At 27.7% G+C, this 15,002-nt stretch carries 12 protein-coding genes; 3 read left to right on the top strand and 9 right to left on the bottom strand.

Translation table 11 applies throughout. The annotated features are described in order from the left end of the window. Positions 1 to 121 precede the first annotated feature (121 nt). The 9 genes from JOC62_RS11385 to JOC62_RS11345 all read right to left on the bottom strand — a co-directional run bounded on the left by JOC62_RS11385 (position 122) and on the right by JOC62_RS11345 (position 9,759). Complete coding sequence (locus tag JOC62_RS11385) at positions 122 to 1,936, bottom strand: DEAD/DEAH box helicase (RefSeq protein WP_204595397.1); 1,815 nt, start codon at positions 1,934 to 1,936, stop codon at positions 122 to 124. 167 nt (positions 1,937 to 2,103) lie between these two features. Then, positions 2,104 to 3,798 (bottom strand): bifunctional diguanylate cyclase/phosphohydrolase, encoded by a 1,695-nt coding sequence (locus tag JOC62_RS11380; RefSeq protein WP_204595396.1) that lies wholly within the window; start codon positions 3,796 to 3,798, stop codon positions 2,104 to 2,106. 50 nt (positions 3,799 to 3,848) lie between these two features. After that, on the bottom strand, positions 3,849 to 3,983 hold the full coding sequence (locus JOC62_RS11375; RefSeq protein WP_204595395.1) for a cyclic lactone autoinducer peptide: 135 nt from the start codon (positions 3,981 to 3,983) through the stop codon (positions 3,849 to 3,851). A 2-nt stretch (positions 3,984 to 3,985) separates the two neighbouring features. Beyond that, positions 3,986 to 4,648, bottom strand: a complete 663-nt coding sequence (locus tag JOC62_RS11370; RefSeq protein ID WP_204595394.1) for an accessory gene regulator B family protein — start codon at positions 4,646 to 4,648, stop codon at positions 3,986 to 3,988. Further along, on the bottom strand, positions 4,641 to 5,111 hold the full coding sequence (locus JOC62_RS11365) for a hypothetical protein (RefSeq protein ID WP_204595393.1): 471 nt from the start codon (positions 5,109 to 5,111) through the stop codon (positions 4,641 to 4,643). Before JOC62_RS11365 ends, JOC62_RS11370 begins: the two co-directional genes overlap by 8 nt. Continuing rightward, complete coding sequence (locus tag JOC62_RS11360) at positions 5,111 to 5,677, bottom strand: DUF5317 family protein (protein WP_204595392.1); 567 nt, start codon at positions 5,675 to 5,677, stop codon at positions 5,111 to 5,113. The genes JOC62_RS11365 and JOC62_RS11360 overlap by 1 nt, the downstream gene beginning before the upstream one ends. 263 nt (positions 5,678 to 5,940) lie before the next feature. Then, a complete protein-coding gene (locus JOC62_RS11355; RefSeq protein ID WP_204595391.1) occupies positions 5,941 to 6,960 on the bottom strand; it encodes a LacI family DNA-binding transcriptional regulator in 1,020 nt (339 codons plus the stop codon). Positions 6,961 to 7,068: 108 nt separating this feature from the next. Then, positions 7,069 to 8,586 (bottom strand): UDP-glucose--hexose-1-phosphate uridylyltransferase, encoded by a 1,518-nt coding sequence (gene galT, locus JOC62_RS11350; RefSeq protein WP_204595390.1) that lies wholly within the window; start codon positions 8,584 to 8,586, stop codon positions 7,069 to 7,071. Between the two features lie 9 nt (positions 8,587 to 8,595). Further along, a complete protein-coding gene (locus JOC62_RS11345) occupies positions 8,596 to 9,759 on the bottom strand; it encodes a galactokinase (RefSeq protein ID WP_204595389.1) in 1,164 nt (387 codons plus the stop codon). Positions 9,760 to 9,992: 233 nt separating this feature from the next. Between JOC62_RS11345 and JOC62_RS11340 the strand changes: the two genes are divergently transcribed. From JOC62_RS11340 to JOC62_RS11330, 3 genes are all read left to right on the top strand, one after another. After that, the gene (locus tag JOC62_RS11340) at positions 9,993 to 11,000 is read left to right on the top strand and encodes a PLP-dependent cysteine synthase family protein (RefSeq protein ID WP_204595388.1); all 1,008 of its coding nucleotides are present in this window, start codon (positions 9,993 to 9,995) and stop codon (positions 10,998 to 11,000) included. Positions 11,001 to 11,500: 500 nt separating this feature from the next. Beyond that, on the top strand, positions 11,501 to 12,955 hold the full coding sequence (locus JOC62_RS11335; protein WP_204595387.1) for an aminoacyl-histidine dipeptidase: 1,455 nt from the start codon (positions 11,501 to 11,503) through the stop codon (positions 12,953 to 12,955). Positions 12,956 to 13,031: 76 nt separating this feature from the next. Further along, a complete protein-coding gene (locus JOC62_RS11330) occupies positions 13,032 to 15,002 on the top strand; it encodes an OPT family oligopeptide transporter (protein ID WP_204595386.1) in 1,971 nt (656 codons plus the stop codon).

Raw genomic sequence — 15,002 nt, 5'->3', positions numbered from 1 at the left:
ATAATTCGCCTTATGTACATGCTCCTTATTTTATCTTTTTAAGTCTAATTATTATATATTATTAATAAATTTTCTACATCAACTTTATTTTTCTCTACTTTATTCATAATTTCAAATCTACTTAAAATCTACTTAATATCTTTTCATTTTTTATTTTATTAAAAAATTCATGAAACTCTTCATTTCCTCTATTTATTATTAATAAATTCTTTCTACATCTTGTAATTGCAGTATATATAAGTTCTGTATTTTTATCCTCTCTATCTATTATAAGAACTAGATTATCTATTTCCCAGCCCTTAAAACTTTCAGTCGTACACATTTTAATTCCTTCCCCTTGTGTAAAGAAATTAAATCGTCTACTCTCTCTTAAAAGTTCTAGTTTTTCCTTACTATTTCTAAGAGATGAAACATAAATAAACTCTTCTTTAGTTTCAAACATTCTCTCTACCTTTATGAAATATTTTTTTCTTGCATAATACTCCATTTCTCTAAGTTCATCTATAGAGCCTCCAATAATACAGGTATCATTATAATGTATTTTCTTGCTATCAAAAAATTTCTTACTAATATCAAATACATCTAAATAATCTAATTTAATATTATACATATATCTTACTTCATCTTCATTTATTGCAAGTCCTATTTGTTCCTCAATCTCAATATTATCTAATTCATATTTATTTAAAAAGAATTCTTTTTGAAACTCCCTAAGTAAATTTGCTATATTAGTTGATACCCTATATGATTTTGTAAGTTCATTCCATCTTCCCTTTATATTTGTTATAACTCTTTTTTTATCATCTAAAGCTCTATTATATATATTCTGTTTTTCATCTCCAAATATCAAATATTCTCCATCTTCTTTTAAAAATACATCTTTTAATAAGTCTAGCCACTCCCTTTTAAAGTCTTGAACTCCATCTATAAATATTGCATCATACTTATCTTCCTTTGATATAACTTCTTTAAATAATCTATAAGTCTCATCATTTATAATATTTTCTAAATTTCTCTTTATTTCTATTCCACATTCATAAGCTTTTTGTTTAATAAACATATTAAAGTGTACTATATCAAAAACATTCCAGTAAAAATTTTCTCTTACTTCTCCAATTTTATCTTTAATATAATTTCTTAATGTCATATTATAACTTAATATAAGTATTCTACATTTTCCTTTTTTTCTTATTACTGCTCCAACTGCCCTATTTGCAAGTAATACTGTTTTTCCACTACCAGCTATACCTTTTATTTTTATATTTGCTCCTTTTTTGCTTCTCATTAAATTTCTTTTCTTTTTTTCTAATATGCTAAATTTACCCTCTTCTCCTCCATGATACTTAACTCTAAATCTATCAAAACACTGTTCATATAACTTATCATCAAATAATTTATTTTCTATAAGACTACTTTTTATATCCTCTACAATGTTAGAGTCTACTCCCCATATCTTAATAGACCTCATCTCTTTTGTATTATTGCTAAATTTAAGTTTTATTTCTTCTTCTGTTGAGTTGTGAAAGTACACAGCCGTTTTTACCAAATTACTATAATTAGCATCAAGTAAGGATTTTTTAGTTAGTTCTTCTATATGATAGTTATACAAATTTTCCTTGTAGCCCATAACCTTTTCAAAAGGTGTTATAAGAGGAATCTCACTTTTATCTTTTGATATTATAACTCCATATGCTCCTGCATACCCACCATTTACATATACATATTCATCAAGATTGAATTCTTTAACTTCTATTATAATAATTCCTGATCCTTTTTTTAATATAACAACTGATGGTCTATCTCCATTTATATTAGGTTTAAAAAATATATAAAAACTTTCATCTAAATTATCTCTTAAATATTCTGCTAAGCTCATTTCTCCATCCTTAGGAATTAATGCAATTTCATCTATATTTTTTTGATATAAAATTGACATATAAATTTTCCCCCATACCATATCTTACAAATAATTATATTATTATATAACTTCTACTCTTTAATCCAATTTCCTTCTTTATTTAGAAAATTTTGTAAGTAGTTATATAAAAAACACCTTAAGAAGAAGTATTCAAAAGAACTCTTCTTCTTAAGGCAATATATATCCTATGATAATCGATCTAAATCAGCTTCATTTTCTTTTATTATTTCTATAAAAACTTTTGCTATTTCTGGATCGAATTGAATTCCACTAAATGCTGTTATCTCTTCAATTCCTTGCAAATAAGTTTTTCTCTTATTATAAGGTCTATTAGAAGTCATAGCATCAAAACAGTCTACCACAGTTAATATTCTTGCAAGATAAGGTATTTCTTCCCCTTTCAAACCACAAGGATATCCTGTTCCATTATATTTTTCATGATGATGAAGAATAATTGGAGCAACATTTCTAAGAGACTTAACTGGCTTTATTATTTCAACCCCACTTTGTGGATGCTCTTTCAACATACTCCACTCTTCATTTGTTAGTGTCATTTTTTTTATTAAAATATCTTTTGAAATATTTATTTTACCTATATCATGCATGTAAGCTCCATATACTAATGTTCTCATATCCTCTTCATTAAGACCAAGCCTTTCCCCAAGAAGCCTACTATAAAATACTACTCTTTCTGAATGGCCATAAGTATATCTATCTTTAGCATTAATTACACTTATTAATGCCTTTATTGATGTAACTAATTCTCCTTCACTCTCATCTATATCATCTTTTAATTCATCTAAGACTGAAGTATAACTTTCAACTCTATTTTTATTAAAGAATTTTGCTCTATATAAGGCATCATCTGCACTTTTTACTAATTCCACATCACTCTTTACTTTATCTGGGAAAACTGAAATACCTATTGATACAGTTAAATTTCCATTAGGCTGATTTTCTTGACCCTCAAAATATGTGCTCTCTATCTTGCTACGTATATGCTCTGCTATATCTGTAGCTTTATTTTCATCTGTGTTAGGCAAAATTATGGAAAATTCTTCTCCACCATATCTAGCAACAATATCACTCTCTCTTGTTGCCTCCTTTAGCATATGTCCAATTTTCCTAAGCACCTTATCTCCTTCTTGGTGACCATATAAATCATTATATTGTTTAAAATAATCTATATCTATAAATATCATAGAAACTTTACTATTTTCATTTTTTGCTTTATCTATTTCGTTGGTTAAAGTTTCATGAAAATATCTATGATTGTAAACTCCAGTTAAACCATCCTCATTAGCTAAACTTTTAAGATTGTCAATGTGTTCTCTCTCTATTTTAACGTAAAATCCAAGTGGCCATGCTGTTAACATAAATATAGCTGATAATACTAAATCATTCTCAAAATATATATTTACACTGCTTCTAGGCATACATAATAAATCCATAACTAATATAATAATTGATGAAATTATTGAAACTAAAATTCCTTCTTTCATTCCTGATTGAATAGTAGTTGTTGTTATTATAAATAAAAATAGAATTTTATATTCACTGGTATTTGCACCAGAAATTACTATTGCCAAAGTAAATATTAAAATAAATATAGTAGTTTCAATATTTTGAATTAATCTAGGTGTATTACTACTTATTTTATTTGATGTAGAAAATGACCATAATATATATATAAATAGTAGTAAAAATATTATAAACCCAAATCCTAATATGCTATATTCTATAAAAACAATATTAATTTTACTATTCTCTTTAAAGAAGCATTGAAGTAAAATCATTCCTGTAAATAATAAGGATGCTAGTTTAACTATTGCTACTATATCATTTATTTGTTTGTATTTATTGCTTTCTATATCACTCATCTTTATTTATCCTCATATTTAAAAAGATCGGAATTTCCGATCTTTTTATCTTATTCTTCTCTTAAACTCTTTGGCTCTTCTGGTTGATAGAAATTCCAGAAACATGCTGATGTAGCTAAAGCTCCAGCAAATACAGTTGCTATTGTAGCAATTCCCATTAATAATTTACTATTAAATTTTTTCATTATTATACCCTCCTAGTTATAAGCATATTTATTTTATTAAAAATAAAATCTAATTTACCTAGTACTATATGTCCTAATTTAGTTAGAGAAAACACCTGCCATATTATACCTGAATAAATACACATACAATATAAAAGTAATTTTCTTGATTCTGAATTCTTATATAAAAATAATAAACAGATAACTAACATTAGATATATAGTTAAGATTATTATAGATTTTCTTTTTAATTTTTGTCTTCTTTCTAATTTCTTTATAGGTTTATTGGGACTATCTACAGGAGCTAATTTATATATTAAATAATATGAAATACAAAAAACTATCCCCCCAAATATTACTACTCCTTTAAATCCAATCAAAATCTTCGATATCATTAAAGGTATAATAATACATATTAATGTTCCAATAACAGTACATGTATTTGCTGTGCTAGCATGTACCCCTCCTGAATACTTTCTTAAAATGCTTATAGCAAAAGACATTATAAGAGCTTCAAGTAATATATTAAATACTGCTCCAAAAATTATTACTAAAAGTATAGATATTCCAATTTGAAGCATACCAAAGATTCCATAAGCAATTACTGCTCTTTTGTCTTCATCACCATTTACTTCTTTTACTAATTTATCTGCTAGTTTGTTTGATATGCTTTCTATACTAAACACTTTTAAACCCTTTTCTATTAATCTTAATAAATTTATATACTAATAATATTATTGTAAATATCATTAATGATGGGATTCCATATACTGTTTTCAAAACAGGATCAGTAAATATCCTCTCCATATCACTTCCATGTGTTATTTGAATCAATCCCATATTTATTCCTTCACAAACAAACATTAAAATTGCTGTAAGTATACCTGATCTTATTGCATCTATAGGAGTTACTTTAATTATTACGGTTGCAATAATTACAAGTACAATTATATTAAGTATCGTATGTATTCCATAGCTAATAGGTAACATTCTTACTAGAAATGTAGCTATAGCCAAACTCAAGCTAGAAATTATAAATTTTTCACTTTCAATTTTAGTATTAGAAAATACATATACTGAAAAAATAAATAGTATTCCTTCTGGAATACCTCTAACTACAAATTCCAAGAAAGATAAATGTAATGTCATTATTTTACCTCCAAAGCTGTCTTATAAATCAAAGATTTATTTATACTTTTTACAACATTAAATATTATTATAAAAACATAGAATCTTATAAATATATCACCAATACTTAAAATGCTATATCCTAAATCAAATATATCGGTTAAAAATTTCAAATTAGTATCTGCGTTGCCTAATACATGTATACCATTAACTTTAGCAAAAGAGTCAGGTTTTACATAACCTGTTATATACGACAAATTTGGAAATACTGGCATCATCCCTCCATTTGTTCTTATAGCTATATCATTTAATAATCCACCAATCATAACAAATACAGATCCTATTATGGCACTTATATACTGACTATATTTTAAAACCATAGGTAGATATGAACATATATATAATATTTTTAATATTTCTCCATATTTTATGAATGTATAATTTCCCATGAATAAGTTTACTTGCATAATAATATTTATGATTTCTATAAAAATCACAGGATAGACTGTCCAGCTTTTAAATAAGGGCTTTATCTTATATCCTTTTATTTTGCAAACTATTAAAGCAATTAATATAGTCTCTAGCATTTAAAATCCTCTCTTTTGTCTATAGTTTATAATTTATCTCTACTTTAATCTTCTTTTTTTATTATACTATAAATTTCTATTTTTTTCTATATTTTTGTCTTTTTAGTTATTATTTTTATTAAATGCAATTATCTAATACTCTACTTTAAAAAACATATAAAAAAACTTAATATATTTAAATAAATTAATACTTTCTATATATAATTTGTAATGGTTTTAATACTTTATTAATAATTATTATACATAAAAAAACACCAGACTTTTTAATCTGATGTTTTTATACAACTATCTCTTTTTATAAGTTTAACTGGTAATACAATTTTTTTACTCATCTCTCTATTATCTTTTATTCTTTCAATTAATGTATTAACTGCAGTTTCTCCCATAAAATCAGTATAAACTTTAATAGTTGTAAGAGCTGGTGTTAAAAATTTTGCAGTTACAATATCATCAAATCCAATTATACTTATGTCCTTTGGTATACTATATCCAGCTTCCATTATAGCTTTATAAGCTCCTATTGCCATTGGATCACTAGCTATAAATACTGCTGTAGGTATGTCTTTATTAGATAACATACCTTTCATTAATTCATAGCCATCCTCTAAAGTAAAATTACCCTTATATACCCATTCATCTCTATAGTTATTTATATTTTCCATAAACTCTCTATAAGTCTTTTCTCTATAATTTATAAGTTCTACTCCATTGATATCATTATGTGGAACTACCTTAGCACCTATATATCCAATGTTTCTGTGCCCTAATTCATATAAATATTTCATGGCACTATTAACACCATGCTTAAAATCAACTACTATAGAATCAAATTCCCATTCATCTGGAGATGAATCAACAAATATTATATTTTTTGTTATTGCCTTTAATATCTTTATCTCTTCTTCTTTAAAAATTCCAACAGCTATTATTCCATCTAATTCTTCTTCATTATTAATACTATTATCTAAAATTTTATTTATATAAAGAGATTTAAAATCTATATTTTCTTCATTGCACTTTTTTTCTATAGCCATTCTTATAGATAAGAAGTATGGATCATTTAGCTCTTTGAGTTCTACAAAGCTACTTATAACTCCTATCTTATATGACTTTTCTTTTTGCTTTCTTTGCCTTATGGTAACATAATTCATCTCTTCAGCAATTTTTAGCACCCTTTTTCTTGTCTCTTCTGATACATTAAGTGTTTTATCTAAATTCAATATTCTAGATATTGTTGAGATTGATACTCCCGCTTCTTTTGCTATATCTTTAATTGTAGCCAAATTTTAGTCACCCCTTTTCTTAAAAAATATTATATAATAAATCCTTTTCACTATCAAAGGAAAAGGGTAATATTAAAAATATTACCCTATTTTTCAATCTGCTTTACATTAATTTATTTCTGTTTTTAATACATCAATATATCTTTCCATTGCAGCTTTTCCATTATCATCCCACTTGAAGACTCCACAATGTTCTAACACTTTAGTAAATACTTCAGATACCTCATTATTTACTATCTCCTGCACATTCTCTTCATTAATTAAAGAATATTTTTTCTTTATATCATAAAACCAATCTAAATGGCTTTTCATCATTTCCATATTTGTTACTTTTTCATCATCCCTTAAAAGATTTTCTTTAATAGCTTCAAGTTCATCCTTTAATCTAGCTGGAAGAACGGCAAGTCCAAGTACTTCTATAAGTCCTATATTTTCTTTCTTTATATGATGAAGTTCTTCATGAGGATGGAATATACCATCAGGATGTTCTTCTGTAGTTCTATTATTTCTAAGAACAAGATCCAAAACATATTTTCCATCTTCAAATCTTCCAATTGGAGTAATTGTGTTGTGTGGAGTTTTATCACTATAAGCTAATACACCTACACTTTCATCACTGTACTCTCTCCAATGTTTTAAAATTTTATCTGCAAGAATACTTAAATCCTTTCTATCATCACCCTTTAATCTTAAAGCTGTTAAAGGCCACTTAATTATTGATAGATCTATATTTTCATAAGAGTTTATTTTAAACTTATATACATCTTCTGCCTTATTCATAGCAAATGTATAATTTCCACCTTGATAATGATCATGAGTAAGTATTGATCCACCAACTATAGGTAAATCTGCATTTGATCCAACAAAATAATGGGGAAATTTTTCTACAAACTCAAGTATTCTATCAAAAGTATTCTTGTTTATAACCATAGGCACATGCTCTCCTGAGAAAACAATACAATGCTCATTATAATATGCATATGGTGAATATTGAAGATACCAATCCTCTGAAGAAAGCTTCATTGGAATAACTCTAAGATTTTGTCTTGCAGGATGATTAACTCTTCCACTATACCCCTCATTCTCCTTGCAAAGCAGACATTTTGGATAATTTGATGATGGTAAATTTTTTGCTGCTGCTATTGCTTTTGGATCCTTTTCAGGTTTTGAAAGATTAATCGTTATATCTAAATCTCCATAGTCAGTATTTGATTTCCAGACTATATTTTGAGCTATTCTATCTGTTCTTATATAATCACAAGCTTTACTTATATTATGAAAATATTCTGTAGCAAGCTTTGGATTTTCATTATACTTACCATTAAATTCTCTAATAACTTCTGATGGTCTTGGCATTAATATACCCATTATCTTTGTATCAAATAAATCCCTATATATTGGAGTATTTGATTCTAAAATTCCATTTTCATAAGCATAATCTAATAGATTATTTAAAATAGATGTAGGCGTGTTTAAATTTTCATCTTCTATATTAACATATTCAAGCTCATCTAAATTAAATAAATCAATAAGTGAATTTCTTATAAATATCTTATCTTCATCTTCTATCAAATTATTTTTAATTCCATATTGAACTAATCTTTCAATATTTCTATAGATACTCATAATATCCTCCTACACTTCTCTAGTTCCGCTTCCTATATTTGCAATATAAAAATCAGCATTATAACCTATCTTTTCTTTATATCCTTCACCTACTTTTTTTATGAAGTCTTCCGCACAGTTTCTCTTTACTAAAGATACTGTACATCCTCCAAATCCTGCTCCAGTCATTCTTGATCCAAGAGTTCCTTCTTGTTCCCATGCAAGCTCTACTAATGTATCTAATTCAATACCTGTAACTTCATAATCATCTCTTAAAGAAATATGTGATGCATTCATAAGCTCACCAAATGTATTTAAATCATTCTTTTCTAGAGCTTCCTTCGCTTTAAGTGTTCTTATATTTTCATAAACAGCATGTTTTGCTCTTTTTCTTCTTATATCATCTTTTATTAATTCTTTATTTTCTTCAAACTCTTCTATACTAACCTCACCTAATGCATTAATATCTAATTTTGTTTTAAGTTCTTCTAATGCACTCTCACACTCACTTCTTCTTTCATTATATTTAGAATCAGCAAGTCCTCTTCTTTTATTTGTATTTGCTATTATTAAGACTTCATCCTTTAAATCAATTTTTGAATAATTATATTTTAATGTATTACAATCAAGTAATATGGCACTATCATCTTTACCCATACCTATAGCAAACTGATCCATAATCCCACAGTTAACACCTATAAATTTATTTTCAGCTTCTTGTGAATATTTAACTAAATCCACTCTATCTATATTAAGATCAAAAAGCTTGTCTAACATAACTGCTATAAGAAGTTCTAAAGATGCTGATGATGATAGTCCTGCACCATTTGGAATATTTCCATCTATAACAATATCAAATCCTTTATCTATTTTATGACCTTTTTTATTTAAGACATCTATAACTCCCTTTGGATAATTTGCCCAATCATGATCTTTTTCATATTTTATTCCTTCTAAATCAAATTCTATAATTCCTAAATCTTTAAAATTATTTGAAAACATTCTTATTTTTTTATCTTCTCTTAAAGAAATAGCTCCGTATGTACCAAAGCTAAGGGCACATGGGAATACATTCCCGCCATTATAATCAGTATGCTCCCCAATTAAATTAACTCTTCCTGGTGAAAAAAATGCTCTTACACCTTCCTTGTCTCCAAAAATATTATAAAATGTATTCAAAATTTCTTTTTTCATAATTCAACCCACCCTTTAAAAATTTTTACTTTATATTTATATAATATCACCATCAGAAAACATTTTCAATAAAATTTTACTTATTTTTTACTAATAATTTTATTTATTTTTACTAATATTTTTACTTATTACTTTTTAGTATTTTAACTATTTAAAATCATTTTTTAGATTTTAAAATATATTAATATAAGACTGCATACATAATATTAAGCTTATAAAAAAGGAGAGTTTTTATGAATTCTATAGAAAATAAATTTAATTCATTGAAAGAACTTATTGGCAATACTCCTCTTATAGAAATTTTATTTACTTATAAGGGTAAAGAGATGAAAATCTACACTAAACTGGAGTACTATAATTACAGTGGAAGCGTTAAAGATAGAATGGCTCTTTATATCCTTGGAAAAGCTTATAAAGAAAATAAACTTAAAGCATATGACAGAATAGTTGAAGCAACAAGCGGAAATACTGGGATTTCCTTTGCATCAATAGGTAGTCTTTTAAATCATCCTGTTACTATTTTTATGCCTGAATGGATGAGTGTTGAAAGACAAAACTTAATAAAAAATTTTGGTGCAGATATAAAGTTAGTTTCAAAACAAGAAGGTGGTTTCTTACGCTGCATAGAACTTGCTAAAAGATTTGCTCTTACTAATAATAATGTTTTCTTACCATCTCAATTTGATAATAACGACAACATAATGGCTCATTATTTAACTACTGCACCTGAAATTTATAAGTCATTATCATCACATAATTTAACACCTAGTGCATTTGTTGCGGGAGTAGGTACAGGTGGAACTGTTATGGGAATAGCAAAGTATCTTAAGAGTAAAGATTCAAGAATAAAGGTTCATCCTCTTGAACCAGCAAATTCTCCTACCCTTTCATATGGATATACTGGTTCGTCACATAGGATACAAGGTATATCTGACGAATTCGTTCCTAAAATAGTAAAATTGTATGAATTAGATAGTATAGTTGACGTGTGGGATGGAGATGCAATTATAATGGCTCAGAAACTTTCAAAAGAACTTGGTCTCGGAGTTGGCATATCATCTGGAGCAAACTTTATTGGAGCATTAAAGCTATTATTAGAGAAAAATAATAATTCTGTAGTTGTCACTGTATTCCCTGATGATAATAAAAAATATTTATCTACTGATCTTATGAAAAATGAAATATCTTATACTGAATTCTTATCTAAAGATGTGGACTTATTATCTATTAGAACATTATAATATATAAATTTTTACTATTTTAACCTTAGGATATTTTATTTATAAAATAATAAAACTTAAATAATAAAAGGAAGGAGTTAATATCTGAACTCCTTCCTTTTATTATTTTCATACTATTTTAAGGTTAATTTCCCTTTTATAATTTCTTTATAATTACATATCTTTCTTGTAAAAGTTTTAAATATAGAAAAGAATGAAAATATAATTTTTAATAAGTATCAATATCTATCTTATATAAACTATAATATTGTTAACTTTTTTACATAATAAGATTAAATCCATTTTACAATTGTGACTATTTTATTACTAATATATCAATTAAGTCAATTTTAGATATAATGTATTGATTATTTGCTTGTAAATGTCTACAATTTTTTTAAGGTTAATTTTTATTTATATCTATTATTTAACCTAAGTAACAAATTACATAAAGTAACATTCAAAATTTAAGTATTACTTGTAAATTGTTATTAATATTCATACAAAAGGAAGCGATATTTATGTCAGTATGTCAAAATTTAGAACCCAAAAAAGTATTTGGATTTTTTGAAGAATTAACTAAAATTCCACATTGCTCATATCACGAAAAACAAATAAGTGATTATCTTGTAAACTTCGCTAAAAAACGTAACTTAGAAGTTATTCAAGATAAAGCTTTAAATGTAATTATTAGAAAACCTGGTACAAAAGGATACGAAAATAAAACTCCAGTCATAATTCAAGGTCATATGGATATGGTTTGTGAAAAAACTGAAGATAGCAAACATGATTTTTCAAAAGATCCTTTAGAATTAAGAGTCGTTGGAGATAACTTATATGCAACTAACACTACTTTAGGCGCTGATGATGGTATAGCTGTTGCTTATGCTCTTGCTATATTAGATTCAGATGATATTCCACATCCCCCACTAGAAGTTGTAGTTACAACTGCTGAAGAAGTAGGTATGGATGGTGCAATGGCTTTAGATACTAGCCTTTTAAAAGGTAAAATAATGCTTAATGTAGATTCAGAAGAAGAAGGAGTGCTATTAACTGGATGTGCTGGTGGTATAAATACTAGAACAATCTTTTCAAATGATTTAATATCTAAATCCGGAAAGTGTATTCAATTATCAGTAACAGGTTTACTTGGTGGACACTCAGGAATAGAAATAGTAAAACAAAGAGCTAATGCTAATAAATTAATGGGTAGATTACTATTTGAACTAAAAACTTCTATTGAATTTAATATAGTAAAAATTAATGGTGGTACAAAACATAATGCAATTCCTCGTGAATGTATCGCTTCTATAACATTAAAAAATGATTCTGATATTTCAAAAGTTAATACCATTGTAAAGAAAATGGAAGAAGATTTTAAATCTGAATATAGAGTTACAGACCCAGGTTTAACACTTAAAGTATCAGACTGTTGCTGCACAGATGATGATAAAGAATTTACTTCTAAGAGAACTTCTGAAGTTATAGACTTTTTAGTTGCTTCTCCAAATGGAGTACAAAACATGAGTGAAGATATTAAAGGCTTAGTTCAAACTAGCCTAAATATAGCCGTTATAGATACAACTAAAGACGGAATAGAAATCACAATTTCTATAAGAAGTTCTATGAAAAGCTTAAAATATGAAGTATTTAACACATTATCAGTTATATCTAAAATGCTAAATGCAAAACTTGAAAAGCTTACTGAATACCCTGAATGGGAATATGATCCTAATTCAAAAGTAAGAGAACTTTGTCTAAATGTATATAAAGATTTATTCAATAAAGATGCTGAGGTTTCAGCTATTCATGCCGGTCTTGAATGTGGTCTATTTAAAGAAACTATGAAAGATACTGATATGATAAGCTTTGGCCCAAGTATTTACGATGCTCATACTACAAATGAGCATTTATGCATATCATCAGCTGAAAGAATGTATAAATTACTTTTAGAAGTTTTAAAAGAAATTAACTAGATAAATATTATATAGAAGTCACTACACTATTTTAGTAGTGACTTCTGTAAACTTAAATACTTAAGGAGTGATCGTAATGGCTCAAGAAAAAAAGAAATTATCATCTACAGCCTACGGAGGTTGCACTGGAGACGAATATATACCATTTGTTCCAACCTCTGATGTTATGCCTGAAACCACAGGCTACTCAATCATAGTTGGTATAATCATTGCCTGTGTATTTGCTGCTGCAAATGCTTATTTAGGATTAAAAGTTGGTATGACTATAGCCTCTGCTATACCAGGTGCCATACTCGCAGTTGGTATTTTAAAAGGATCCTTTAAGAGAAATAGTATATTAGAAGCTAACCTTGCTTGTTCATTATCTGGTATGGGTGAAGCTGCTGCTGGATGTTCAGTATTCGTACTACCAGCACTTATTTTAGCTGGATTTAATATAAGCCTTTTAACTATAATCTTAATCATAGTTGTTGGTGCATCAATGGGGGTTTTCTTTATTACTCCCCTTAGAAGATATTTAATAGTTGAAGAACACGGTACTTTAATTTATCCAGAAGGTATGGCTGCCTCAGAAGTTTTAGTTACTGCTAGTCAAGGTGGTACTTCATTTAAAACAGTTTTAACTGGTATTGGTTTAGGTGGTTTATATAACTTACTATCTGATGGATTTAAATTATGGGGAAGTCAAACAACTTATATCTTTAAAGGATACCAAGGAACAATGATAGGACTTGATACCTTAGCTCCAGTTCTTGGTGTAGGTTTTATAGTCGGAGTCAGAGTTGGTCTTTTAATGTTTGGTGGATCATTAGTTGCATGGTTTGCACTTATTCCCTTAATAAAATTCTTTGGTTCTGGACTAACTAATGCAATTTTCCCATCAACAAAAGTAATTTCACAAATGTCTTCTATGGAAATATGGTCTAACTATATTAAATATATAGGTGCTGGTGCAGTTGCAATGGGCGGATTTATATCTCTTGCAAAATCAATGCCTACAATAATAAATAGCTTTAAGCAAGCTATATCTGGTCTTATACATGAGGAAAAGCATGCTGATAATACTAAAAAGAGAACTGATATAGAAACTCCTATAGTATGGCTTATTGGTGCTGCTCTAGTAGGATTTTTTGCTACATGGCTTCTACCAATGATAAAGGGCGGAATAGTTGGTGGTATTTTAGCAGTATTATTTGCTTTCTTCTTTTCTGTTGTATCAGCTAGAATGGTTGGTATAATTGGTGAATCTAATAATCCAGTTTCAGGTATGGCTATTGCTTCATTATTATTTATAGCTATTATCTTTAGATTAACTGGTTTATCTGGCTCTGTTGGTATTGAAAAATCATTACTTGTTACTTCAATAGTTGCAGCTGCCGTAGGTGTTGCAGGTGCTGCATCACAAGGTTTAAAAACAACATTTATAATAGGTGGTACCCCAAGAGATAATCACATCTGGATGTGGGTTGCCGTTTTATTTTCAGCTGTTATAGTTGCTGTTGTTATATTCATGCTAAACAAAGCTTATGGATTAGGTTCAGCAAGCGTTCCAGCACCTCAAGCTACTCTTATGAAGATGTTAGCCGATGGTATTATAACAGGACAAATACCTTGGACATTAGTATTTATAGGTGCATTTATATCAATATTCTGCGAAATGGTTGGAATTTCAATTCTACCTGTTGCACTTGGTGTATATCTTCCTATAACTTTAAACGCAACAGTACTATTTGGTGGCGTAATAAGAGTTTTAGTTGAAAAAAGATTCAAGAAACCTGAAGATAAAGATGCACAAGGTGAAGCAGTTGAAAAAGGTGTTCTTACAGCTTCAGGGCTTGTTGCAGGTGGTGCGATTATGGGTATTATAGTTGCAATATTTACAACTGTTGGAGTTGATATTGGATTTGGTGCAAATATTATACCAGCTGTTACTCAAAGTAACTGGCTACCACTTATAATGTTTTTAATTCTATCATGCTGGTTCTACACTTCATCAGTTAAAGGTGGAAAAGAATTTAAAATAAAACAACAAAAAGGAAATAAATAG

It is taken from the genome of Clostridium sardiniense (genome assembly GCF_016907995.1).
Classification (GTDB): domain Bacteria; phylum Bacillota; class Clostridia; order Clostridiales; family Clostridiaceae; genus Clostridium; species Clostridium sardiniense.
Note: the sequence above shows the minus strand (reverse complement) of the source record. Positions and strands in the feature narration are given on the sequence as shown.

Excerpts from the sequence above, each read along its gene's own strand:
- JOC62_RS11385 (WP_204595397.1), bottom strand. The coding sequence starts at position 1,936 with ATGTCAATTTTATATCAAAAAAATATAGATGAAATTGCATTAATTCCT.
- JOC62_RS11380 (WP_204595396.1), bottom strand. The coding sequence starts at position 3,798 with ATGAGTGATATAGAAAGCAATAAATACAAACAAATAAATGATATAGTA.
- JOC62_RS11375 (WP_204595395.1), bottom strand. The coding sequence starts at position 3,983 with ATGAAAAAATTTAATAGTAAATTATTAATGGGAATTGCTACAATAGCA.
- JOC62_RS11365 (WP_204595393.1), bottom strand. The coding sequence starts at position 5,111 with ATGACATTACATTTATCTTTCTTGGAATTTGTAGTTAGAGGTATTCCA.
- JOC62_RS11360 (WP_204595392.1), bottom strand. The coding sequence starts at position 5,677 with ATGCTAGAGACTATATTAATTGCTTTAATAGTTTGCAAAATAAAAGGA.
- galT (WP_204595390.1), bottom strand. The coding sequence starts at position 8,586 with ATGAGTATCTATAGAAATATTGAAAGATTAGTTCAATATGGAATTAAA.
- JOC62_RS11345 (WP_204595389.1), bottom strand. The coding sequence starts at position 9,759 with ATGAAAAAAGAAATTTTGAATACATTTTATAATATTTTTGGAGACAAG.
- JOC62_RS11340 (WP_204595388.1), top strand. The coding sequence starts at position 9,993 with ATGAATTCTATAGAAAATAAATTTAATTCATTGAAAGAACTTATTGGC.
- JOC62_RS11335 (WP_204595387.1), top strand. The coding sequence starts at position 11,501 with ATGTCAGTATGTCAAAATTTAGAACCCAAAAAAGTATTTGGATTTTTT.
- JOC62_RS11330 (WP_204595386.1), top strand. The coding sequence starts at position 13,032 with ATGGCTCAAGAAAAAAAGAAATTATCATCTACAGCCTACGGAGGTTGC.